Annotated in this window: 20 protein-coding genes; 9 read left to right on the forward strand and 11 right to left on the reverse strand. The window is 65.3% G+C overall.

Annotation, left to right across the window (positions count from 1 at the left end):
* Positions 1-116: 116 nt before the first annotated feature.
* Complete coding sequence (locus tag PVV74_RS18345) at positions 117-1,493, reverse strand: efflux transporter outer membrane subunit (protein WP_103764153.1); 1,377 nt, start codon at positions 1,491-1,493, stop codon at positions 117-119.
* A 399-nt stretch (positions 1,494-1,892) separates the two neighbouring features.
* On the opposite strand from PVV74_RS18345, the gene cysS reads away from it, so the two are divergent.
* From cysS to PVV74_RS18365, 4 genes are all read left to right on the forward strand, one after another.
* On the forward strand, positions 1,893-3,263 hold the full coding sequence (gene cysS / locus PVV74_RS18350; protein ID WP_274594239.1) for a cysteine--tRNA ligase: 1,371 nt from the start codon (positions 1,893-1,895) through the stop codon (positions 3,261-3,263).
* Positions 3,264-3,450: 187 nt separating this feature from the next.
* Entirely contained in the window at positions 3,451-5,070 is a 1,620-nt protein-coding gene (cimA, locus tag PVV74_RS18355) for a citramalate synthase (protein WP_274594240.1), read from the forward strand.
* A 3-nt stretch (positions 5,071-5,073) separates the two neighbouring features.
* On the forward strand, positions 5,074-5,793 hold the full coding sequence (locus PVV74_RS18360; RefSeq protein WP_274594241.1) for a class I SAM-dependent methyltransferase: 720 nt from the start codon (positions 5,074-5,076) through the stop codon (positions 5,791-5,793).
* A 5-nt stretch (positions 5,794-5,798) separates the two neighbouring features.
* The gene (locus PVV74_RS18365) at positions 5,799-6,569 is read left to right on the forward strand and encodes a squalene/phytoene synthase family protein (protein WP_274594242.1); all 771 of its coding nucleotides are present in this window, start codon (positions 5,799-5,801) and stop codon (positions 6,567-6,569) included.
* Positions 6,570-6,749: 180 nt separating this feature from the next.
* Here the strand turns inward: PVV74_RS18365 and PVV74_RS18370 are convergent, their stop codons facing one another.
* Positions 6,750-7,970 (reverse strand): MFS transporter, encoded by a 1,221-nt coding sequence (locus PVV74_RS18370; RefSeq protein ID WP_103764156.1) that lies wholly within the window; start codon positions 7,968-7,970, stop codon positions 6,750-6,752.
* A gap of 231 nt (positions 7,971-8,201) precedes the next feature.
* Here PVV74_RS18370 and PVV74_RS18375 point away from each other — a divergent pair, with 231 nt between their 5' ends.
* The 4 genes from PVV74_RS18375 to PVV74_RS18390 all read left to right on the forward strand — a co-directional run bounded on the left by PVV74_RS18375 (position 8,202) and on the right by PVV74_RS18390 (position 12,535).
* Positions 8,202-8,930 carry a cobalt-precorrin-6A reductase gene (locus PVV74_RS18375; RefSeq protein WP_274594243.1) on the forward strand — a complete coding sequence of 243 codons (729 nt, stop codon included), beginning with the start codon at positions 8,202-8,204 and terminating at the stop codon, positions 8,928-8,930.
* Positions 8,912-9,556, forward strand: a complete 645-nt coding sequence (locus PVV74_RS18380) for a DNA-3-methyladenine glycosylase family protein (protein WP_274594244.1) — start codon at positions 8,912-8,914, stop codon at positions 9,554-9,556. The genes PVV74_RS18375 and PVV74_RS18380 overlap by 19 nt, the downstream gene beginning before the upstream one ends.
* A complete protein-coding gene (locus PVV74_RS18385) occupies positions 9,553-10,218 on the forward strand; it encodes an alpha/beta hydrolase (protein ID WP_274594245.1) in 666 nt (221 codons plus the stop codon). Before PVV74_RS18380 ends, PVV74_RS18385 begins: the two co-directional genes overlap by 4 nt.
* A 298-nt stretch (positions 10,219-10,516) precedes the next feature.
* The gene (locus PVV74_RS18390; RefSeq protein ID WP_274594246.1) at positions 10,517-12,535 is read left to right on the forward strand and encodes a hypothetical protein; all 2,019 of its coding nucleotides are present in this window, start codon (positions 10,517-10,519) and stop codon (positions 12,533-12,535) included.
* A 29-nt stretch (positions 12,536-12,564) separates the two neighbouring features.
* Here the strand turns inward: PVV74_RS18390 and PVV74_RS18395 are convergent, their stop codons facing one another.
* From PVV74_RS18395 to PVV74_RS18435, 9 genes are all read right to left on the reverse strand, one after another.
* Positions 12,565-13,470, reverse strand: coding sequence for an MBL fold metallo-hydrolase (locus PVV74_RS18395; protein ID WP_274594247.1), 906 nt, complete (start codon positions 13,468-13,470; stop codon positions 12,565-12,567).
* Positions 13,471-13,505: 35 nt separating this feature from the next.
* Positions 13,506-14,390, reverse strand: a complete 885-nt coding sequence (locus tag PVV74_RS18400; RefSeq protein ID WP_274594248.1) for an MBL fold metallo-hydrolase — start codon at positions 14,388-14,390, stop codon at positions 13,506-13,508.
* Between the two features lie 12 nt (positions 14,391-14,402).
* The gene (locus tag PVV74_RS18405; protein ID WP_103764161.1) at positions 14,403-14,840 is read right to left on the reverse strand and encodes a DUF6691 family protein; all 438 of its coding nucleotides are present in this window, start codon (positions 14,838-14,840) and stop codon (positions 14,403-14,405) included.
* Between the two features lie 3 nt (positions 14,841-14,843).
* Positions 14,844-15,275, reverse strand: a complete 432-nt coding sequence (locus PVV74_RS18410) for a YeeE/YedE family protein (RefSeq protein ID WP_103764162.1) — start codon at positions 15,273-15,275, stop codon at positions 14,844-14,846.
* Positions 15,276-15,278: 3 nt separating this feature from the next.
* Positions 15,279-15,491: a YgaP family membrane protein gene (locus PVV74_RS18415; RefSeq protein ID WP_274594249.1), complete on the reverse strand. Its 213-nt coding sequence runs from the start codon at positions 15,489-15,491 to the stop codon at positions 15,279-15,281.
* Between the two features lie 208 nt (positions 15,492-15,699).
* Positions 15,700-16,818, reverse strand: coding sequence for a hypothetical protein (locus tag PVV74_RS18420; RefSeq protein ID WP_274594250.1), 1,119 nt, complete (start codon positions 16,816-16,818; stop codon positions 15,700-15,702).
* A 186-nt stretch (positions 16,819-17,004) separates the two neighbouring features.
* Positions 17,005-17,646 (reverse strand): DUF4386 domain-containing protein, encoded by a 642-nt coding sequence (locus PVV74_RS18425; RefSeq protein WP_274594251.1) that lies wholly within the window; start codon positions 17,644-17,646, stop codon positions 17,005-17,007.
* Between the two features lie 82 nt (positions 17,647-17,728).
* Complete coding sequence (locus tag PVV74_RS18430; protein ID WP_274594252.1) at positions 17,729-18,412, reverse strand: Crp/Fnr family transcriptional regulator; 684 nt, start codon at positions 18,410-18,412, stop codon at positions 17,729-17,731.
* Between the two features lie 177 nt (positions 18,413-18,589).
* The gene (locus tag PVV74_RS18435; protein WP_274594253.1) at positions 18,590-19,462 is read right to left on the reverse strand and encodes an NAD(P)-dependent oxidoreductase; all 873 of its coding nucleotides are present in this window, start codon (positions 19,460-19,462) and stop codon (positions 18,590-18,592) included.
* Between the two features lie 106 nt (positions 19,463-19,568).
* Here PVV74_RS18435 and PVV74_RS18440 point away from each other — a divergent pair, with 106 nt between their 5' ends.
* Positions 19,569-22,043 (forward strand): penicillin acylase family protein, encoded by a 2,475-nt coding sequence (locus tag PVV74_RS18440; RefSeq protein ID WP_274594254.1) that lies wholly within the window; start codon positions 19,569-19,571, stop codon positions 22,041-22,043.
* Positions 22,044-22,110: the final 67 nt, after the last annotated feature.

Here is a 22,110-nt window from a genome sequence, read left to right on the forward strand (position 1 = left end):
CTCCCATTACCAGTCTGGGCCACTTGGCCGAGAGGGCAGGGGACTGTCAAGCGGACCGGCGTCAGAACACGCGCACGCTGTGACACGAGAAAGAGAAAACTTCTATGCGTCGTAGGTCAGCCCGCGTCGTTGCTCGTGGGGCGCGCTGCATTTGTGTTGATCACGATCGGGTCCGAATGCCCGATCCCGAGGGCCGTGCGCAGGTTGATATGGGCAAGCGCAAGGTCGCGCAAATCCGCCGCAAGCGTCGCCCGCGCAGCGGAGAGCGAGCGTTCCCGGTCGATAACGTCCAGAACAGTAGCGTTTCCCCCCTGAGTGAGAAGTTCCCGCGAGACGGACAATGCTTCCTGGTTCAGCGCAACCAGTTGACGCGAGGCGGCCACCGCCTGGCGGGCGGCCCGCAGCGCGGCAAGCTCGTTTTCCACCTGCTCCACGGCCTCCAACACCGTGCGGAGCCATTGCAGATAGGCTTGCCGTGCCCGCGATTCCGCGGAATCGGCCGCAGCGGCCAGCCCCGGCTGGTCAAAGACGGGCAGGACCAGCCCGGCGGCCAGGCTTTCGGTCGAGGACCCACCACTCAATGGAGCCGTGATGGCACCCGACAGCGACAGGCTGGGATAGCGCGAGGCCTCGGCCACACCCAGGTCGGAGACGGCGGCGGCATATCGACGTTCGGCGATGCGGATATCCGGCCGCGCTCGCAGCAAATCCGCAGGCACACCGGGTTGCGTTGCTCCGATAGGGCGCGGTTGCGAGCCTGTATGGCTTAAATCAATTCCCAGGCTGCCGACCGGTACGCCCAGCAAGGTCGAGATCCTGTTGCGCTGCTGCACGATACGCGCGCCGACCTGCGGGATATCGGCCTGTGTCTCTAGAATCAGTGCTTCTGCGCGCAACGTATCCAAACGTGTTCCCTCGCCAACTTCCAACTTGGTGTTGAGATCGCGCAGCGTTCTTCGGCGAGATGCCATGTCCTGGTTCCGGTATGTCAGGCTTTCCTGCAGGAACCGTAGTTCGATATATGCTGATCCCAGCTCCGCCAAAAGCAGGCGCCGGGCCTCTTCCACGCCGATTTCGGCCGCGTTGAGACGCTGGCTTGCAGCGCGACCCGCCCAACCAGCTCTGCCGGCCAGGTTATATTCCGCCGACAGTCCGGCAGAAGCCGTGTCTGATCCACGGCTGTTGTCGCGGATTGTCGCCGTGGCGTCCCCCGACAGAGGGACACCGGCGCGTCGCGCCTCCGCCTGTGCTTCCGCCACCCGTTCACGGGCCTCGGCAATGCTGATGTTGTCGACCATCGCGCGCGCGATCAGCCGATCCAGAACCGGATCGTTGAAGTCACGCCACCACTCAAGGTCGCTGGTGCCGGCCTTCGTAACCGGCGCAAGAAGGGAATAGCGATCCGGAAGATCGGTCGAAGGAGGTCGATAGTCAGGTCCGACCGAACAGGCGGTCAAAAAAAAGCCCGCTAAAATAGAAGACGTTACCCGCATAATAAGGTTTCGCTCGCTGCCTCTTGAACCGATTATTATTCGCGCTCTTCGGCGCTTTCGGCCCGTCGAGACGAAGTATTACCAGAAAAACGATGAATTTTCTCGATCTACCTAACTTCCGGTACGTCAACAGGCAGCACTGTGGCGCATGGGTATCAGTGCTCAGTGCATCCGATGTTTCGGCAAAAGCCACGTTTTGCTCCGTCCGCAATGGTTCGCCGGCTTATCCCATCGCGCTTGACCATGCCGGGGGCCGTGGGTAATGCTCAGCGGCATGACGACGACCTGCACCATCATTTGCTGCATTACCCGCTGACATCTTCAGGCGGGCCGGTCTTCTATTCCATCCTTGAATGTTAGTTGCTAAGCCCGCCGCGGGACCACGCGCGCGAGGACGCCATGACGACTATAAAATTGCACAACACCCGTACCCGGAAGAAGGAGGATTTCGAGCCTCTGAAAAAAGACGATGTGCGCATGTATGTCTGCGGCCCCACCGTCTATGACCGCGCCCACCTGGGCAACGCGCGTCCCGTGGTGGTCTTCGACGTGCTCTACCGGCTTTTGCAGTATGTGTATGGGCCCGACCACGTGACCTACGTCCGCAACTTCACCGACGTCGATGACAAGATCAACACCCGCGCCGCCGAGACCGGGCGCGATATCTCGGACATCACCGCCGAAACCACCCAGTGGTTCCTCGACGACATGGGCAGCCTCGGCGCGCTGGAACCCGATCAGATGCCCCGCGCCACGCAATTCATCCCGCAAATGGTGACGATGATCGAAAAGCTCATCGCCGATGGTCACGCCTACGCCGTCGAGGGCCACGTCCTCTTCCGCGTCCGCTCCTACCGGGACTACGGCAAGCTTTCCGGTCGCTCCGTCGACGACATGGTCGCCGGTGCCCGTGTCGAGGTCGCGCCCTACAAGGAAGACCCGATGGACTTCGTCCTCTGGAAGCCGTCGGACGACACGCAACCGGGCTGGGACAGCCCGTGGGGCCGGGGCCGGCCCGGCTGGCACATCGAATGCTCGGCCATGAGCTATGAACTCCTGGGCGACAGCTTCGACATCCACGGCGGCGGCAACGACCTGATGTTCCCGCACCACGAGAACGAGATCGCCCAAAGCTGCTGCGCCCATCCCGAGGGAAACTTTGCGCAGGTCTGGATGCACAACGAGATGCTCCAGGTCGAGGGCAAGAAGATGTCCAAGTCGCTCGGCAATTTCTTCACGGTGAAGGATCTGCTCGATCAGGGCATTCCCGGCGAGGTGATCCGCTTCGTGTTCCTCAGCACGCATTACCGCAAGCCGATGGACTGGACGGCGGAAAAGGCGCGGGAGGCAGAGAAAACCCTGCGCAAGTGGTACGCACAGGCGGCGCAAGGCACCGGAACCGGAAAGCCTTATGAGGCTGTCGTAACCGCGCTTGCGGACGACTTGAACACCGCACGCGCAATTTCCGAATGCCACCAGTTGTCGCTTGCCGACGACATCGCCAAACTGCGGTACACGCTTCAATTTCTGGGCTTGATGAAAGACACCGTCCCGGATTGGGTTTCATCCTCACAGGTGGACCTCTCCGGCATCGAAGAGAAATTGATGTCAGCGCGTGAAACCGCGATGCAGACAAAAGACTTCTCTGAAGTTGACCGCATGAAATCGCACCTGAGCGATGCCGGGGTGGAGGTTCGCATGAGCAAGACGGCTGTGGAACTCGTGCCGACCGTCGACTTCGATCCTTCCAAACTGGAGGCTCTCAAATGATCCTCCTCTCCTTCTGTTTCGCCCGGCCTCAGGCCGGGCCGCGCCCGACCCTCCCCCCGGGAGGGCGCTTTGCCGACGTCACGCGCCGAACCCGTGTGCGACTTGATTGCGCCGCCTCGCACCGCTCGAGCCAGGCACATGCCCTCCCAGGGTCCGGCGCGGCCCTTCCCTCCAAGGGAAAGAACCAATGACCAAGACCCGCCTCAGCCTCTACGACACCACGCTGCGCGACGGCCAGCAAACCCAGGGCGTCCAATTCTCCACCGCCGAGAAACAGGCCATCGCCACCACGCTCGACCAACTCGGCATCGATTACATCGAGGGCGGTTGGCCCGGCGCCAACCCCACTGACAGCGCCTTTTTCGACGCCGCCCCCGAAACCCGCGCCCGCCTCACCGCCTTCGGCATGACCAAGCGGGCCGGGCGCAGCGCGGAAAACGACGACGTTCTGGCGGCGGTGATGAACGCCGGCACGTCCTCCATCTGCCTCGTCGGCAAGACCAACATCTTCCATGTCGAAACCGCGCTGGGCATCACGGCGCAGGAAAACCTCGAAAACATCTCCGCCTCCATCGCCCATATTGTCAAACAGGGCCGCGAGGCGCTTTTCGACGCCGAGCATTTCTTCGACGGCTACGTCCGCGACCCCGCCTATACGCTCGACTGCCTGAAGGCGGCGCATGACGCCGGCGCCCGCTGGATCGTGCTGTGTGACACAAATGGCGGCACGCTTCCGCACCGCATCGCCGAAGTTATCTCGGACGTCATCGCCGCGGGCATTCCCGGTGAGCGCCTCGGCATCCACACCCATAACGACACCGAGAACGCCGTCGCGGGCAGCCTCGCCGCCGTTGATGCAGGCGCGCGCCAGATCCAGGGCACGCTCAACGGCCTCGGCGAACGCTGCGGCAACGCCAATCTTACGTCTCTCATCCCCACGCTGCTGCTCAAGGAGCCTTACGCCAGCCGCTACGCCACCGGCGTCACGGCGCAGGCGCTGGAAGGCATCACCATGGCCTCGCGCCAGCTGGACGAGATCCTCAACCGTGTCCCGATGAAGCAATCCGCCTATGTCGGCGCCTCCGCCTTTGCCCACAAGGCCGGTCTGCACGCCAGCGCGATCGTCAAGGACCCGACGACCTACGAGCATATCGACCCCGCCAAGGTCGGCAACGCCCGCATCATCCCCATGTCAAACCAGGCGGGCCAGTCCAACCTGCGCAACCGCCTTGCCGAGGCCGGGCTGGAGATCGAAAAGGACAACCCGGCGCTGCCCCGCATCCTCGAAGAGGTCAAGACCCGCGAAAACCGCGGCTACACCTATGACATGGCGCAGGCCAGTTTCGAACTGGTCGCCCGCCGCGAACTGGGCCTTTTGCCCGAGTTCTTCGAGGTCAAGCGTTACAAGGTCACGGTCGAGCGCCGCAAGAACAAGTACAACAAGATGGTCTCCCTGTCCGAGGCCGTGGTGGTGGTCAAGGTCGACGGCGAGAAGAAACTGTCGGTCAGCGAGTCGATGGACGAGACCGGCACCGACCGTGGCCCCGTGAACGCCCTGGCCCAGGCGCTGGCCAAGGACCTCGGCCGCTACCAGGAGGCCATCGCCGACATGCGGCTGGTGGACTTCAAGGTGCGCATCACGCAAGGCGGCACCGAGGCCGTCACCCGCGTCATCATCGATAGCGAGGACGGGCAGGGGCGGCGCTGGTCCACGGTGGGCGTGTCGGCCAACATAGTCGACGCGTCGTTCGAGGCGCTGCTCGACGCCATAAACTGGAAGCTTTTGTGCGACGGCGGAGAGGTCTGAGCGGTGGACGAGGCTTTCCTGACGCTCCACCGCGAAATGACCCGGCAGGGCCCCGGCACATCCGAGGATGTCCGCTGGGCCCTCAGCCAGCTTGACATGCCCGACGCGCCCCATGTGATCGACGCCGCCTGTGGGCCGGGCGCCGACCTTGTGACGTTGGCCGAGTGCCTGCCCCGGGCGCGGATCGAAGGCATCGACCAGTTGCCCCACCTCGTCGAGGAAGCCCGCACGGCCACCGCCCACTTTACCAATGTCACCGTCTCCACCGGCGACATGGCGCAGATCAGTGGCTTTTACGACCTCATCTGGTGCGCCGGTGCGCTCTATTTCCTTGGCGTGACCGAAGGGCTGACGCTCTGGAAACGCGCCCTCACGACCGATGGCGCGGTCGCCTTTTCCGAACCCGTGCTGCCCCCCGACGCCCCGCAGGCCGCCCGCGATTTCTGGGCCGATTACCCGGCGATTTCCGACCTCGACGGCATCACCGCGCGGGTCGAGGCGGCCGGCTACGTCGTGCAGGATCACCGCCTCATCACCGGCATGGCCTGGGCGGATTATTATGCCGAACTCGGCGGCCGCATCGCCAACCTGCGCCCCGGCGCGGACGACGCCCTGGCCCAAGTGCTCGACGACGCCGCCCGGGAAATCGCCCTCTGGCGGCAAGCCCCGGGTGATATCGCCTACGCGCTCATCCTTGCGCGCCCCGGTTTTGGGCCTACCTGACCGGCATGGCGCTCGACCCCGACATCATGGCCTGCGCGGGCCTCGTGCAGCGCGGCGACCCCGAGCGTTTCGCCGCTACCATGGCCGCCCCGGTGCCCGTGCGCGAAAAGCTCTTTCCACTTTACGCGTTCAACGTCGAGGTTTCCCGCGCCCCGTGGGTGACACAGGAATCCATGATCGCCGAGATGCGCCTGCAATGGTGGCGTGACGTGCTGGAGGAGATCCGCACGGGCACCGACGTGCGCCGCCACGAGGTTGCCACGCCGCTCTCTTTGGTGTTGGACGCAGAGATGGCAGAACGGCTCGACGCGCTGGTAGAGGCGCGCCGTTGGGACATCTACCGCGACCCGTTCGAGGACATGAGCGCCTTCCGCACCCACCTCACCAACACCTCCGGTCTGTTGTTGCTCGCCGCCACACGTACCCTCGGCGACGCGCCCGAAGCATCGATCCTCAAGGCAGGCTACGCCCAGGGCGTGGCCAACTGGCTCCGCGCCGTGCCGGAACTGGAACGCCAGGGCCGCATCCCGCTGGTCGAAGGCACGCATGCCGCGATCCGCGCGCTGACCGACGACGCTCTGACGGCGCTGACCGAGGCCCGCCGCACGCGCCTTGCACCCAATACCCGCCCCGCGATGCTCGCCCTCTGGCAGACCGAGGCGATCCTGAAAAAGGCCAGTCGAGACCCTGCGGCCGTCTCGGAAAATCGCCTTGCGCTGCCGCCTTTCCGCTCCCGCCTCGGGCTGATGCGCCGGGCAATAACCGGACGCTGGTAAGCGGAGCGCCTGCGGCGCGCTCTTCAAGCGCGTTGGGGGTTTCACCCCCAAACCCCGAGAGTATTTCCGGCAAGAAAAAGCCGCCGTCAGACCAGCTCGTTCGGCGGGCGTTCAAGCTTCCTCCGTCAGCTAGGGGCAATGCCCCTTGAACTCCCCGGAATATTTCCGGCCGAAAAAACCTCAAGCCTCCTTCGGCCGCATCACCAGCCAGATCAGCGCTCCGCCCGCCAGCGTCAGAAGCGGCACCATGGCCAGGTTCACCGCCGTCCACCCGGCCTCCGCCGTGCCGCCCGAGCAGTTCATCAGCCCGCCCGAGGCCAGCGACGCCAGCGTCACGCCGCCAAAGACCAGAAGGTCGTTCATCCCCTGCATCCGGCCGCGTTCATGCACATCATGCGCACCGGCCAGCATCGTGGTCGCCCCGATGAATCCGAAATTCCACCCCAGCCCCAACAGGATCAGCGCGATGAAGAAATTCTCGATCTCGACCCCCTGCAGCGCCACGACCCCCGCGGCGGCCAGGATCACAAGCCCCGTGCCCACGATCTTCTCCACCCCGAACCGCGCGATCAGGTGCCCGGTAAAGAAGGACGGCGCGAACATGGCCAGCACGTGCCCGGTGACGATGTCCGCGGCGTTGCCTTCGGTAAACCCGCAGCCGACCACCGCAAGCGGGGTCGAGGTCATCACCAGGTTCATCAGCGCATAGGACACCATCGCGCAGATGACGGCCACGGCGATCCGCGGCGTGGTCAGCAGTTCCCACCGCGTGCGGCCCCTGGGGCTGTCGGGTGCCGGCGGCGGCGGCCTGGGGATGTCCAGGAAAAAGAACAGCAGCGCACCGAGCAAATTGATCGCGATAACCGCCAGGTACGTGCCCAGGAACGGGACCACCATCGCCTGGCTCGTGACCTTCACCAGCTGTGGGCCGATGATCGCGCTCGCCAGCCCGCCCGCCAGCACATAGGAAATTGCCTTGGGCCGGAAATCATCGCTGGCCGTATCCGCGGCGGCGAAGCGATAGAATCCCTGCGCCGACATGTAGATCCCCGTCAGGAAACTGCCCGCCAGGTACACAGGAAAGGACGCAAGATAGAGGCCATAGCCCGCTATCGCCGCCCCGGCGGCGCCGCCCATCGCCCCGATCAGGAACCCCGCCTTGCGCCCGAACCGCTGCATCACCATCGACAGGGGATTGGCCGAGATCATCGACCCCAGCACGATCAGTGAAATCGGCAAGGTGGCGAAACACACGTTGCTGGCAAGGCTCTGGCCGGCCAGCCCGCCCACCACGAAGATCATTGCCATCTGCGCGCCCAGCACCGCTTGCGCCAGCACCAGCACGGTCACGTTCCGTTTCGCGCGGCGGTCGTTGTCATAGGGCAGGGCGGTCTCACTCATGCCGCCTTGCTAGACCCCTCTCGAGAGGCCCACAAGACCCCAAATCGCCACCACGGCATGCTTTTCCTTTGGCCATAAATATCCCGGGGTGCGCGAGGGGCGGCGCCCCTCGCATCGGTCGTATGGCGCAAGGCGCAATGCGAAATTGCCGATTGGCGCGAAGGGCTTGCCCGCCTATAGTCCGCCGACCATGTCCAGACGACCTTTCCTCCTGTCTCCAAGGCCCGCCCCGTGACCCTCCTTCTTCTTGCCGGAACGGGTGAGGCCAAGGCCATCGCCACCCAACTGCATGAAGAGGGCATCTCGGCCACCGCGTCGCTCGCCGGCGCGTCCCGCGCGCCTTCGCCGCTGGCACTTCCCACCCGCACCGGCGGCTTCGGGGGCGAGCCCGCGTTCCGCACCTACCTTGCCGAACACGCGATCACTGCCGTGCTCGACGCCACGCATCCCTTTGCCGACAGTATTTCACAGCGCACCGCCCGGGTCTGCGCCGACCTTGGCGTTCCCTATTGCCAGCTTCTGCGCCCGCCATGGACACCGGGGCCGGGCGATAACTGGACCCTGATCGACCGCGAAGAGGAGGCCGCCGCCCACATCGCCCCCGGCTCCACGGTCTTTCTCGCCACCGGCCGCCAGACGCTCGACCGTTTCGCCAACCTCTCGGACTGCACGGTGATCAGCCGCCAGATCAATGTCCCCGACACGCCCTTTCCCTTCTCGAACGGCCGCTTTCTGCCCGGCAACCCGCCGTTCTCGGAACGCCAGGAATACGACCTTTTCAAATCGCTCGGCGTCGACTGGCTCATTGCCAAGAACGCCGGCGGCCCCACGCCCCGCACCAAGCTCGACGCCGCGCGCCGCCTCGGCGTCCGCGTGGCGCTCATCAACCGTCCGCCCCAGCCGGACGCCCCCCGCGTCGAAACCGTGGACGACGCCCTTGCATGGGTCCGCGCCCTGTGACCGGGCGTATCATCGAAACCCAAGACGACGTGGCAGAAGGCGTGGCGCATCTTACCGCCCTCAGCCCGCGCATGGCCCATGCCCACGCCCAGACCGGCCCGCTTCCCCTGCGCCGCAAGCCGGACGGATTTGCCGAGCTCCTGTCGGCCATCGTCAGCCAACAGGTCTCCACCGCCTCCGCCGCCGCCATCTGGGGCCGTATGAAAACCGCAGGCCTCACCGGCCCGCGCAAGATCAAGTGGGCCTCGGATGACGACCTCCGCGCCGTGGGCCTCAGCCGGCAGAAGATCCGATACGCCCGCGCACTCTCGGACGCCGGGATAAACTTCACGGCCCTCCGCGGCGCGCCCACAGACGAGGTCATCGCCACCCTCACGCAGGTGCCCGGCATCGGCACCTGGACGGCCGAGATCTATGCCATGTTCTCGCTCGGCCGCGCGGACGTCTTCGCCCCCGGCGACCTCGCCCTGCAAGAGGCCGCGCGCCTCCTCTATGACCTGCCGGAACGCCCTCGCGACCGCGCCCTGAGCGAGATGGCCACGGCCTGGAGCCCGTGGAGATCGGTTGCAGCCCGCCAGCTCTGGGCCTACTACCGTGTTGCGAAACAAAGGGAAGGCATCAGATGACCCGCGTACTTCAGGCCGGCCGCAAGGAACCCATGTCGGGCACGACCCGCTCCGTCGTCGTCTTCCTGCACGGCTACGGCGCCAACGGGGCCGACCTCCTGGGCCTCGCCGACCCGTTGGCCGAGCACTTGCCGGATACACTCTTCGTGGCCCCCGACGCGCCCGAGACGATCCCGATGATGCCCACCGGCTACCAGTGGTTCCCGATCCCCTGGATCGACGGCTCGAGCGAGGAAGAGGCCCATCGGGGGCTCGTCGCCGCCGCCGAGGACCTCAACGCCTTTCTCGACGCGCTGATGGTGGACGAGGACGTGCTGCCCGAACAGGTCGTGCTCTTCGGCTTTTCCCAAGGCACGATGATGGCCCTGCACGTGGCCCCGCGGCGCGAAGACGAGATCGCCGGCATCGTCGGCTTCTCGGGGCGCCTGTTGCAACCCGAACTTCTGGCCGATGACGTCGTCAGCCGTCCGCCGGTTCTGCTGGTCCATGGCGACGCTGACGACGTCGTGCCGCCGCAATCCTTGCCCGAGGCCGCCGAGGCTTTGCAATCCGCCGGCTGGAAAGAGGTCTACGCCCACGTGATGAAAGGCACCGCCCACGGAATCGCCCCCGATGGCTTGTCCGTCGCGCTCGCCTTCCTGCGCGACAAGCTTAGCCTTTGAATCAAAAGTGGTTCCGCCAATTCCCGCGTAGGGTGGGTGAAAACCCACGCGCCCCCCGGGCACTTCACCCGGCATGCGCCCGTCGCCCACATGCCGAGGCCCGGCCCGGTATGATGCACCACCGGCACCGCGAAATGCCGCGGCAATACTGCGGGCGCGTCCATACCCAGCCAATGATCCCCCTGTCGCCAGCAGGAACATACGGTTAACAATAGGCTCCATACATCCCCCGTGGCCGTCAGCCTGTCACGGACGCCAGGCGGGCCGACCCATTTTGAGGCGCGATTGCGGTCAGTGCATGGAAATCGACACCACGAAATTTGATATCCTGTCCCAAGGCTACGTGCGCGACGCCGACACGATCTATCTGGTCATGGCTCGCAAGCTAAAGCCCATCAAGTCCGCCGACGCCGACAGCTTTGCCGCCCTTGGCACTTCTCATGGCCGGGACGCCACCACCGGCTATTTCCGCGACAAGCGGATGCGACTGGCAAAGGGCAGGGGGCCTGCGGACCTGCGCCCACTGGGCCATGTCTACGCCACCGACGGCACGCAGCTTTATTTCACCACCCAAAAGGTGCCGCCCCCCGACGGCATTGACTTGTCCGCGCCCGGCCTGCGCCTGCGCTGGTTCGACGAGAACGAGGTGAACATGCCCCATGTCGCGCTGACCGACGGGGCAGGGGTCTGGATGTCGCTGACGACCGGCCCTGATCGTTGGGTCCGCCTCGACGGCGCGGATTTCGACACGCTGGCACCCCTGGGCGAGGACGTGACGCTGCCCTGGTGCGCGTCCTATTTCCGCGATGTGTCACGCGTCTGGTACCGGGGCTTGCGGCTGCCCGATGCGTCCCCCGATGCGGTCCGGGTCTGCGGCGCCCCGATGCTGACCGATGGCACCCGTGCCTGGGTCGGCGCCCGGCTGTTGGACGCGCCTGCCACCGGCCTCGCCTATATCGACCGATATCATCTGCGCGAAGACGCCGGTTCTGACGGTGTCCTTCTACATCACGGCGACCGCGTCGCTTTTCACGCCGAGGCGGACATGACCCGCACGCTCGCCACCGCACGCTCCGCGACCGAACGCGCCGACCTCACGCAGATCCTGCGCGATCTCTTCACCACCATGGCCACGCTCTTTGCGCATTACCCGCCTCTTGTCAGCCGGGTCGGCAAGGCGCTCTCGCACATGCAGGAAAACACACCCCCGGCGCCGGACCTGCCGGATTTCACCGCGAGGCTCACCACCGAGGGCCAGATCGCGCTCGATTTCGCGGACGGCACCACGCTCAGCCAGCCCGCGACCGCGTGGTACACGCTGGGCTGTCACCTCTGGGCGCACACCACCGGGCGCCCCGCCGCCCTGCTGCCCTATCCGCCGCTCGGCACGATGCTTCCGCGCAGCACCGACGCCCAAACGCAGCTGATCACGGCGCATAGCGCGGCTTTTCACGCCCTGATCGCCCGACTTTGGCAGGCAGGCCATACCGATGCGGCCCGCACGCTGGCGCATTTCACGCTCTGCCTCGCGCGTGATTATCGCGACCTGACCGAAGATGCCCTGCAACACCTCGCCGACCTGCCGCGCGACCTCATGTCTTCGCTGCACTACCGTCCCGCGCATTATCACTTCGGCTCCACCACCAACCTTGCCGTCGCGCGCCTGATCGTCGCCGATGGCTGGCTCGATGCGCCGGATATACGCGACCGTATCGACGTCACCAGCACCCTGCACGGCGCGCTTCTGTCGACCAGCAAGACCGCGCTTTTCTTCAAGGTAATTCTGCACGCGGTGCAGAACCGCTTCACCGCCGAACCCGACGCTGCCGTTCGTGAACAGCTCGCCACGCTGCTCGACGCCTTCCTCGTCAAGGGACAGGTCGACGCCGAGGTGAACCGCGTGATGCACCACGCCGCCATGCTGCCCGTCATTGAGTTCTGCATCGCCAACGCCATCAACACGGTCTTCAACCGTGCCCGCCTTGCCGAAACCCTCTGGGCGCTGAACCGCGACCCCGAGGCCGAGGCCACAGCCGAAGCCCTCATCGCCGAGATCGGTGAGGATGCGCACCTGCCGGGCGTCTACACCAACCGCCACATCTATCGCACGCCGCGCCTGTGGTTTCTGCGTGGCCGCGTCGACGCAAGCTGGCGCAAGGCTCCCGATCTCGATACCCACAAATCCCGCCTCGACACGCTCGAAGCGGAGTATTCCGCGCTTCTCGACCGCTACGGCAAAGACGCCGCGCAATGGCCCGAGATGCAGGACATCCGCGCCGCCATCGACCGGTATGCCGCGGGCATCCGCGCCGCGTAGGGTGGGCGAAAGCCCACGCGCCCGGATCGCTAGAACTTGTTCGCCGGGATCTTGAAGTAGCTCTTTCCGTCTTCCTCCGGCTCGGGCAAGCGCCCACCGCGCAGGTTCACCTGCAACGCCGCCAGCATCCGGTCGGGCAGGGCCAGCGTCGCATCCCGCTTCTCGCGTCGCGCCACGTACTCGGCCTTGCTTGCGCCGTCCTTCAGGTGGATATTCTCGCGTTTCTGCTGGCCCACCGTGCTCTCCCACGCGGGCTCTTCTCGGGTATCGGTGCCGTAATCGTGTCCGATGAAGACACGCGTGTCGTCCGGATGCTCCAGTATGCGCATGATGCTGTCATAAAGCTCCGCCGCCGTCCCGCCGGGGAAATCCGCGCGCGACGTACCGGCATCCGGCATCATCAGCGTGTCATGGGCAAAGATCGCGTCGCCCACCACGTAGGTCACGGACCCCAGCGTATGGCCCGGCGACAACATAACCTCCACCTCCAGATTGCCGATCTTGAACGTGTCGCCCTCCGCGAACAGCCGGTCGAAATGCGGATCGACCGGAAAGGCGTGCGGCGCGTTGTAATAGCCGCGCCAAAGCTCCGCGATCTCGTGAACCTTTTCACCGATGCCCGTGGGCGCGCCGGTCTGCTCCTTCAGCCACGCCCCCGCCATCAGGTGATCCGCATGCGGATGCGTATCGAGGATCCACTCCAGTTCCAGCCCGCGCTCCGCGATGACGTCCAGCGCCCATTGCGCGGGCGCGAACCCGGTGGCGAAGGATTTGGGGTCAAGCGTCTGCACCACGTCGATCAGCGCCGCTTTCCGGGTCTCGGGGCAGATGCAGATATACTGGCAACTGCCTGTATCTTCGTCATAAAACCCGATCACCTCGGGGCTTCCCGCGCCGGTCGAGGCCGAAGTTTTGCTCAGGATGTCGTCGCGCATGCGATCCCTCCGAATGCTTTTGAATGTGCGGTGCCTTACAGCCCGTTAACCGGCACCTTCAGCACCGGGTTCCCGTCCTTGTCCGTCGGCACCTTGCCGGCCCGCATGTTCACCTGCAGCGACGGGATGATCAGCTTGGGCATGGCCAGGGTCGCGTCCCGCTCGGTGCGGAACTTCACGAACTCCTCGCGGCTCTTGCCACCGCCGACGTGGATGTTGTGTGCCTTCTCCTCGCCGACACTGGTCTCCCACGCGATATCCCGGCCATTCGGTCCGTAGTCGTGACACATGAACAGGCGCATGGCGTCGGGCAGGGCCAGCACCTTCTGGATGCTGTCGTAAAGCTGCCCCGCATCCCCGCCAGGAAAATCCGCCCGGGCCGAGCCACCGTCGGGCATGAACAGCGTATCGCCCACGAACGCCGCGTCGCCCATCACATGCACCATGCAGGCCGGCGTGTGCCCCGGCGTGTACATGGCGAAACATTCCATCTCGCCCACGCGGTAGGTATCGCCGTCCTCGAACAGCGCGTCGAACTGCGACCCGTCGCGCTGAAACTCCGTGCCTTCGTTGAACACCTTGCCGAACGTGTCCTGCACGACCATGATCTTCGACCCGATCCCGATCTTGCCCCCCAGCTTCTCCTGGATATAGGGCGCGGCGGACAGGTGGTCGGCATGCACATGCGTCTCGATGATCCATTCCAGCCGCAGGCCCTGCTCCTCGACCTGCCGGATCAGTTCGTCGGCATGGTCATAGGTGATCCGCCCGGCGGCATAGTCGATATCCATCACGCTGTCGACGATGGCACAGGCGTCGCTGCCGGGGTCCTTCACGATATAGCTGATCGTGTTGGTGGCCTCATCGAAGAACCCCTGCACCTGCGGGTGAACACTCATATTCACGGGATAATCGGTCATGTCATGCCTCCTTTACGCCTCGGCCTTTCGTGGGAACAGCGGCAGCCCCTTGGCCAGTCGCGCCAGCGCCAGCCCGACACCCACCGCGGCCAGAAACAGGATAACCTCCCAGCGGCCCGTGCCAAGCGCCGGAATGGCCGCACCAGGGCAGAACCCCGCGATCCCCCAGCCGATCCCGAACAGGGCCGATCCTCCCACTAGTCTGCTGTCGATCACCGTCGAGCCGGGCACCTGGAACCCCCCGGCGAAAAGCGGCGCGGACCGCCGCCAGACCAGCCGATACCCGACAAAGGTCACCATGACGGCGCCCCCCATCACGAAGATCAGGCTCGCATCCCAAGTCCCTGCGATGTCCAGAAAATTCAGGACCTTCGCCGGGTTGATCATCCCCGACAGCGTGATCCCTGCGCCGAACACCATGCCCGTCAGCACCGCGAACAAAAGCTTCATCGCTCAGCCTCCCACCACATGACGGATGATGAACACCGTGATCGCCGCCGTGCCCATGAAGACCGGCACCGCCACGATCGAGCGCCGCGACAACCGCGACAGCCCGCAGACGCCATGCCCCGAAGTACAGCCCGACCCGAGGCTCGCGCCGAATCCCACGACGATTCCTCCGATCACGATCATTGCCGGACTGACTGGCACGTCGATCTGCGGCCAGCGCCCGGTCGTCAGAAACATCAGCCCGGGCACCAGCACCATGCCCAGGATCAGCGCCGCGCGCCACGACAGCTCTTCGCGCCCTTCGGCAAAGACGACTCCCGACAGGATACCGGTCGCGCCGAAAATGCGCCCCAGCCCCAGCATCAGCAGCACCGCCGCCAGACCGATCAGTGCCCCGCCGCCCAGCGACGCGAATGGTGTGAACGCCGTCTCCATGATTTACCGCGCGCAGGTCCGGACGCCGAGGATGGAATGAACGGGGCAGACCCGCACCGCCGCGACGATCAGCATCACGACGCCCACGAACGCGGCAAGATACCTCCAAACCGGGGCTTCGAACGCGGGCAACCCGCTGAAAAACGCAAGATACAGCAGCACGACGCCCACGGCGGCGCGCAGGATACGGTCGATGGTGCCTACATTGACAGTCATGGTGTCCTCCATGGAAAGTATGCCCCGATCATGCACCTCGGACCTTGCTCATGTCAGTGACATTGTCACCCAGCCTGTAGAATTCGGTCCGAAGACAGGGCGACTTTCATGATCAAACCGGACACGCGCACGCCTCCGGGCTACACAGCAAAACAGCCGCCGGTTCCCCGGCGGCTGCGTCTTCAATCATGGATATCGCCACTTGGCCTCAAAGAACGGCGCGTGCGACGCGCAGCAGTTGCAGCAACTCGTAATTCTCGTTGTTCATCTGCACCACTTGACCGTTTACCACGGCATAGTTCCGGTCGTTCCCAAGCTGTGGCAGGCGGTACAGGTCGATCAGTTCGCGCTGCGTCAACGCCGCCGTCGGTGAAACCGGCACGCCCCCGGTCACGTCGGTCACCTGCGCCAACTGGTTCACCAGCATGAACGAGCGGTAATCGTCATCGCCCAGCAGAACCGGCATCCCGTCGATCAGCGCATAGCGCTGGCCGCGCGGCGCGGGGTCAAGGCCGTAGAGGCGTGCAATCTCGTCCGATCGCAGCAGCAGGTAGCCGGGGTCGGGCTCCACGTCGTACCCGCGGCCCAGCCAATCGTCGCGGCGGTCGATCCAGATACGGTCATAACGGTCCCGGTCATAAGACACCCATTCGTCGTACCCGATGCCGTCCCGCGCCAGGCCCGGCGGCACGCAGGGCGGGTTTTTCTTGGCCAGCCCCGGCGGGCAGTTGGCATAGGTCACCAGCTCGTTACCGGGGATGTTCGACACCGCCATGTCCGGCGTCAACAGCGCAAGGCCCGCGCCGGTCAGGATCCGCGTCATGTCACGTCCGTCCGGGGCAGGGGCCTGGAAAATGCGCTCTACGACGTTTTCGCGCTCTGCCGTGGTAAAGACCTTGCGGGCCTTGTCGGGCTTACCGTTGGCCTTCGCCGCGCGTTCCGCACCGTTGCCGTTGGAATTGCCCTTCGGTTGGCTGTTGCCGGCCTTTTTGGCGTTCCCGTTGCCCTTGCCGGGATTGCCATTACCAGCCTGCTTATTCCCCTTGTCGGGCTTGGCCTTTGCATTGCCGTTGCCGGCATTGCCGTTGCCGGCATTCGCGTTGCCGGCATTGCCTTTGCCGGCATTGCCCTTGGCCTTTTTCTGTGCGTTGCCGCCGCCCTTGGCTTTGCCGTTGCCCTTGCCGCTGTTGCCCTGCGCCAGCCAGACCTGTGCGTCGGGCGCGGTACCAAGGCCCGTGGCCGTACCTGCCCCGTGTATCGGGGCTGCGGTCAGGGATGTCGAGGAAAGCGCAAGCGCCAATGCGCCGCCGATGAAGAAATTGGTCATGTCATGCACCTCTTGTTTCGCTGTCCAACGCCGGAATCAAGCGCCCCGTTCCATCGCTCTACTCGGCCGGACCTTGGACTGCATCGCGGTGGCACATCGTATCGCCGATATTGTCGTGCGCTTTCAGGTGCTTGGCTGCCAATTGGCGGAACGCCGCACGTTCCGGTCCAGCCCGGTCCACTGGATTCAGACCCGCGCCCGGATCAGCAACCACAGGCACAGCGCACTCTCGGCGACCATCGGCACCACGTAGGCGGGCTCAATCACGGCCATCCACTCAGGCGCCACAAGCCGCGCAAGGCTGCCTGCTCCGTAGACAACGCCGGACACCACAATACCACCCGCGATGACGTGCGGCACCGCCGACCGCCACAGCAGAACGGACATGATCGCGCTGTTCACCGCGAACAGGATCAGCCCGACATCATATCCGATCGCGTGCAGGTCGGTCATATGCACCGCGAGGCGCGGCGCATCGGCCAGCACCATCGGCACGCTGCCAAGCGCCATCAGGCTCGCGCCGATCAGCACCGCCTGTCCCAGGCGGAATACCATCGCGGCCAGAGCCAGCGAGGCCGAAATATGACGCAGCAGGCCAAAGAACACCAGCGCAAGCGCCACATCCGCCAGCAACATCACGGTATCGGCCAACAAACTGAGCCGCAGTTGCGAAATACCGGCGCCGAGCGCCCGGACGACCTCTTCGGGCGATCCCGCAAGCAACGGACCACGCAGCATCAGCTCCGCGGTCAGCCCACAAAGGATGATTACGAGATACAGCGCCCCGGCAAGCCGGACGAGACGGGGGTCATCATGCGATGCCGCCATGCCAGCATCCTTTCATAAAAACGCGCGCGTTCCGGCGTCTATATCATAAAACTTGGCATCGGGACGGCGTGCGACTTGCACCTCACGCGCTCTCCGCCAGCGCCCGCAGCCCGGCTTTGTCTGCCAACGTGATCCGTCCCCGCGATTGCTGCACCAGCCCGCGTTTCTGGAAATCCGCCAGCACGCGCGAGATCACCTCGCGTGCTGTCCCCAGCTCGCTCGCCAGGTCCTGGTGCGTGGCCGCGACCTCCTTCATGTCGCCCGCCAGTGCCAGCAGCCGCTCGGCCAGCCGCACGTCGATCCGGCCAAAGGCCACGTCGTCCACCACCCGCAGCATGTCGATCAGCCGCCGCGAATAGGCATCGAAGACGAATTTGCGAAACGGCTCTTCCTCGGCCACCAGCCGGTCGAAATCGGGCTTGGGGAGGACCACGGCGGTCACGTCCGTCTCGGCGATCCCTTCGGCGTTATAGGCTTCCTCGGCCAGCATGCAGGCGGTGGTCAGCACACAGCTGTCCCCGGCCTCCACGCGGTAAAGCACGATCTCGCGCCCGCCTTCCGAGGTCTGCGAGACCCGGATGCGCCCGTCGTAAAGGAAAAACAGCCGGTCCGGCACGTTGTCCGGCCCGAAAACCTGTGTGCCTTTCCCGATCCGCACGATCCGCGCCGCCCGGATCAGCCGGTCGCGCACGGCGCGGGGCAGGGCGCGTGTCCCTCGGAACCGCTCGGTCCAGTCCTCGATCCGTGTCGCCCCGTCCGCGCTCATCTATTCGCCTCTTGCGTGACTTTGTCACCGACACCGCACCAGACCCCGCCTAGCCTCGGGGTCACTCCCTGCCGGGCTCGCGGCCGGTTCCGCCACCAAGTTGCGCATGGCGGCGCGGCGCTGCAAGCCCTACGGAAAGCAAGAGGCGGGGCCACGCATCCCGGCCCCGCCTCGAAATCACCCCAGCTTGCGCAGCCGCTTGATCAGGCTCGACGTGTCCCAACGTCCGCCGCCCATATTCTGCACGTCCTTGTAATACTGATCCACCAGCGCCGTCACCGGCAGGGACGCACCGTTCTCGTCTCCGGTCTTCAGGCAGATCCCGAGGTCCTTGCGCATCCAGTCCACGGCAAAGCCATGCTCGAACTGGTCGTCCAGCATCGTCTCGTATCGGTTGGCCATCTGCCAGCTTCCGGCCGCCCCCTGGCTGATCACCTCGACCACCGCGCGCCCGTCCAGCCCCGCCTTCTCGGCGAAATGCAGCGCTTCGGACAGGCCTTGCACCAGCCCGGCAATGGCGATCTGGTTGCACATCTTGGTCATCTGGCCCGCGCCGCTCTCGCCGATCCGGCGGCACAGCTTGGCATAGATTTCCATCACCGGCTCGGCCTTGGCATAAACCTCCGCGTCGCCGCCGCACATGATCGACAATTGCCCGTTCTCGGCCCCCGCCTGACCGCCCGAGATCGGCGCGTCGACATAGCCGATCCCGGCCTCCTTGGCGGCGGCATAAAGCTCTTCGGTCACCTGCGCCGACACCGTCGTGTGGTCGACAAAGGTCGCGCCCTTCGCCATACCCGCGAACGCCCCTTCCTCGCCCAGACAGACCGACCGCAAATCGTCGTCATTGCCCACGCAGGACATCACGAACGCCGCGCCTTCCGAGGCCTCCCGCGGGGTGGGCGCGTGGCGCCCGCCATGCTCCTTAACCCAGGCCTCGGCCTTGACCCCCGTCCGGTTGTAGACGCAGACGTCATGGCCCGCCGATGCCAGGTGCCCGGCCATCGGATACCCCATCACGCCCAGTCCCAGAAATGCCAGCTTCGTCATCGTGATCTCCCTCGTGCCTTCGGGCCGTATTGTGAAGATCGGCCCATTGTCTATGCCGGGATTTGTGACTATCCCCACCGGAATGGCAACCTAACGTGGGTGGGGCATGGCGCAAGTGTTCAAATGGCTGGTGCGGATCGCGGGCGGGATGATCCTGCTCGGCCTGGTCGCGCTGCTGGGCGTCTATTTCCTGCTGTCGCGCTCGCTGCCCGACTATTCCAAGGATCTCGAGGTCATCGGTATCCTCGAACCGGTTGAGATCGTGCGCGACAACGCCAACGTGCCGCACATCTTCGGCACCAACGACCCCGACACGTTTTATGGCCTGGGCTATGCCCACGCGCAGGACCGGCTGTGGCAGATGGTGATGATGCGCCGCACCGTGCAGGGGCGCCTCTCCGAGGTGTTCGGCACCCGCACCGTCGAGATCGACAAGATCCTGCGCCGCTTCGACCTCTACACGCTGGCCCAGCGGTCGGTCGAGGCGCAGGACACCCAGACACTCGCCGCCCTGCGCGCCTATTCCGCCGGGGTGAACGCACGTCTGCAGGAAATCAACGAATCCGCCCTGGGCCGCGGCGCGCCCGAGATGTTCCTGTTCAACAATCCCGTCTCGCCCTGGACGCCCGCCGACTCCATTGCCATCGTCAAGCTGATGGCGGTGCAGCTGTCGGCCCACCTGGAAGAGGAAGTGCTTTACGCCCACGCAGCGCTCGAACTCGACGATGCCGATCGGATGGAAGACATCATGCCGCTCGCCCCCGGCACCGGCATCGCCGCGCTGCCCGATTACGCCAGCCTCTTCCCCGAGGGTACGCAATTCGCCCACAGCACAGGCGCAGGCATCCCCGACCACCCGCTTTCGCCTTTCAAGAAGCGCGCCTTCGCCGGCGCCTCCAACGCCTGGGCCGCCGCACCCAAACGCTCGGCCTCGGGGGGCACGCTGCTGGCCAACGATCCGCATCTCGGCCTGACCGCGCCCGCCATCTGGTACCTCGCCCGGCTGGAGCTTCAGACCGGCGGCGTGATCGGCGCCACCATCCCCGGCGTGCCCATCGTCATGGCCGGGCGCAGCGCCGACCTGGGCTGGGGGGTCACCTCCTCCTACCTCGACGATCAGGACCTGTTCATCGAGCGCCTCAACCCAGACAACCCGCAGGAATACCTCACGCCCGACGGATACAAACCGTTCCGCACCGAAAGCACGATCATCCGCATCGCGGACAACGCGCCTATCACGCTCACCCTGCGCTGGACCGACAATGGCCCGGTGCTGCCCGGCTCGCATTACAACCTCGCCGATGTCACGCCACCTGGCCACGTGGCCTCGCTCAGCTGGACGGCGCTGTCGGACAGCGACACGACGCTGTCCTCGGCCATGGCCCTGATGCGCGCGGCCTCGGTGGACGAGGCCATCGCGGCGGGCGAAAGCTACATCGCGCCGTCGCAGAACCTCACGCTTGTCGATCAGTCCACCATCGCCATGAAGACCATCGGCGCCATGCCCCGCCGCGACGCCGAGCATGAAACGCGCGGTCGCTACCCTTCGCGCGGGTGGGAAGACACCAATCGCTGGCAAGGCACGCTGGCCTATTCGGCGAACCCCGAGTTCAAGGCCCCGGCAGGCGGCGTTCTGGGCAATACCAACAACAAGACGGTGGACCGTCCTTTCCCCAACCATGTCAGCTACAAATGGGGCGACACGCAGCGCGTCTTCCGCTGGCGCCGTCTGATGCAGAACCGCGAGGTTCACACCCGCGACAGCTTCATCGAGGCGCAACTCGACACCGTCAGCTTCACCGCCCGCTCGCTGTTGCCGCTCATCGGCAAGGACCTGTGGTTCACCGGCGAAGCCGCGCCCGAGGGAACGCCCGAACGCCAGCGCCAGCGCGCGCTCACGCTGCTGTCGGAATGGAACGGCGAGATGAACGAGCATCTGCCCGAACCGCTGATCTACGCCGCCTGGCTGCGCGAGTTGCAACGGCGCCTGATCGTCGACGAGCTCGGCCCGCTGGCCGACGACTTCACCCATCCCGACCCGGTCTTCATCGAGCGCGTCTACCGCGACATCGACGGCGCGTCCGCGTGGTGCGATATCCGCCAATCCACGGCCCAGGAAACCTGCTCGGACATCGCCCGCATCGCGCTCGACGCGGCGCTCATCTGGATCGACGAACGCTATGGCAGCGCGTTGGAAAGCCTGCGCTGGGGCGACGCGCACCAGGCGACCCACGATCACCAGACCCTGGGAGAGGTGCCGTTGCTGCGCTACTTCGTAAACATCCGCCAGTCGACCTCGGGCGGCGACAACACGCTCCTGCGCGGGCGCACCAAGGGGCAGGGACCCGACCCGTTTCAGAACGTCCATGGCGCGGGCTATCGCGGGGTCTATGATTTCGCCGACCCCGACAGCAGCGTCTTCATCACCGCCACCGGGCAATCGGGCCACTTCCTCAGCCGGCACTATGACGACATGGCCCAGCTCTGGCGCCGGGGCGAATACATTCCCATGTCGCTCGACGCCGATTTGGCGCGCGCCGCCTCGGTCGGAATCACCCGCCTGACCCCCGCCGCGCCCTGAGATGGCGCCGGAATGTTAACAAATTCCGGCGCCCACCGTCCGGTCCGTTCATTCGGGACGCCTGACA

The sequence above is a fragment of the Roseovarius sp. SK2 genome, from assembly GCF_028807495.1.
Taxonomy (GTDB): Bacteria; Pseudomonadota; Alphaproteobacteria; order Rhodobacterales; family Rhodobacteraceae; genus Roseovarius; species Roseovarius confluentis.

Coding starts and splice junctions, on each gene's coding strand:
- PVV74_RS18345 (WP_103764153.1), bottom strand. CDS start 1,493: ATGCGGGTAACGTCTTCTATTTTAGCGGGCTTTTTTTTGACCGCCTGT.
- cysS (WP_274594239.1), top strand. CDS start 1,893: ATGACGACTATAAAATTGCACAACACCCGTACCCGGAAGAAGGAGGAT.
- cimA (WP_274594240.1), top strand. CDS start 3,451: ATGACCAAGACCCGCCTCAGCCTCTACGACACCACGCTGCGCGACGGC.
- PVV74_RS18365 (WP_274594242.1), top strand. CDS start 5,799: ATGGCGCTCGACCCCGACATCATGGCCTGCGCGGGCCTCGTGCAGCGC.
- PVV74_RS18370 (WP_103764156.1), bottom strand. CDS start 7,970: ATGAGTGAGACCGCCCTGCCCTATGACAACGACCGCCGCGCGAAACGG.
- PVV74_RS18380 (WP_274594244.1), top strand. CDS start 8,912: ATGGGTCCGCGCCCTGTGACCGGGCGTATCATCGAAACCCAAGACGAC.
- PVV74_RS18385 (WP_274594245.1), top strand. CDS start 9,553: ATGACCCGCGTACTTCAGGCCGGCCGCAAGGAACCCATGTCGGGCACG.
- PVV74_RS18390 (WP_274594246.1), top strand. CDS start 10,517: ATGGAAATCGACACCACGAAATTTGATATCCTGTCCCAAGGCTACGTG.
- PVV74_RS18395 (WP_274594247.1), bottom strand. CDS start 13,470: ATGCGCGACGACATCCTGAGCAAAACTTCGGCCTCGACCGGCGCGGGA.
- PVV74_RS18400 (WP_274594248.1), bottom strand. CDS start 14,390: ATGACCGATTATCCCGTGAATATGAGTGTTCACCCGCAGGTGCAGGGG.
- PVV74_RS18405 (WP_103764161.1), bottom strand. CDS start 14,840: ATGAAGCTTTTGTTCGCGGTGCTGACGGGCATGGTGTTCGGCGCAGGG.
- PVV74_RS18410 (WP_103764162.1), bottom strand. CDS start 15,275: ATGGAGACGGCGTTCACACCATTCGCGTCGCTGGGCGGCGGGGCACTG.
- PVV74_RS18415 (WP_274594249.1), bottom strand. CDS start 15,491: ATGACTGTCAATGTAGGCACCATCGACCGTATCCTGCGCGCCGCCGTG.
- PVV74_RS18420 (WP_274594250.1), bottom strand. CDS start 16,818: ATGACCAATTTCTTCATCGGCGGCGCATTGGCGCTTGCGCTTTCCTCG.
- PVV74_RS18425 (WP_274594251.1), bottom strand. CDS start 17,646: ATGGCGGCATCGCATGATGACCCCCGTCTCGTCCGGCTTGCCGGGGCG.
- PVV74_RS18430 (WP_274594252.1), bottom strand. CDS start 18,412: ATGAGCGCGGACGGGGCGACACGGATCGAGGACTGGACCGAGCGGTTC.
- PVV74_RS18435 (WP_274594253.1), bottom strand. CDS start 19,462: ATGACGAAGCTGGCATTTCTGGGACTGGGCGTGATGGGGTATCCGATG.
- PVV74_RS18440 (WP_274594254.1), top strand. CDS start 19,569: ATGGCGCAAGTGTTCAAATGGCTGGTGCGGATCGCGGGCGGGATGATC.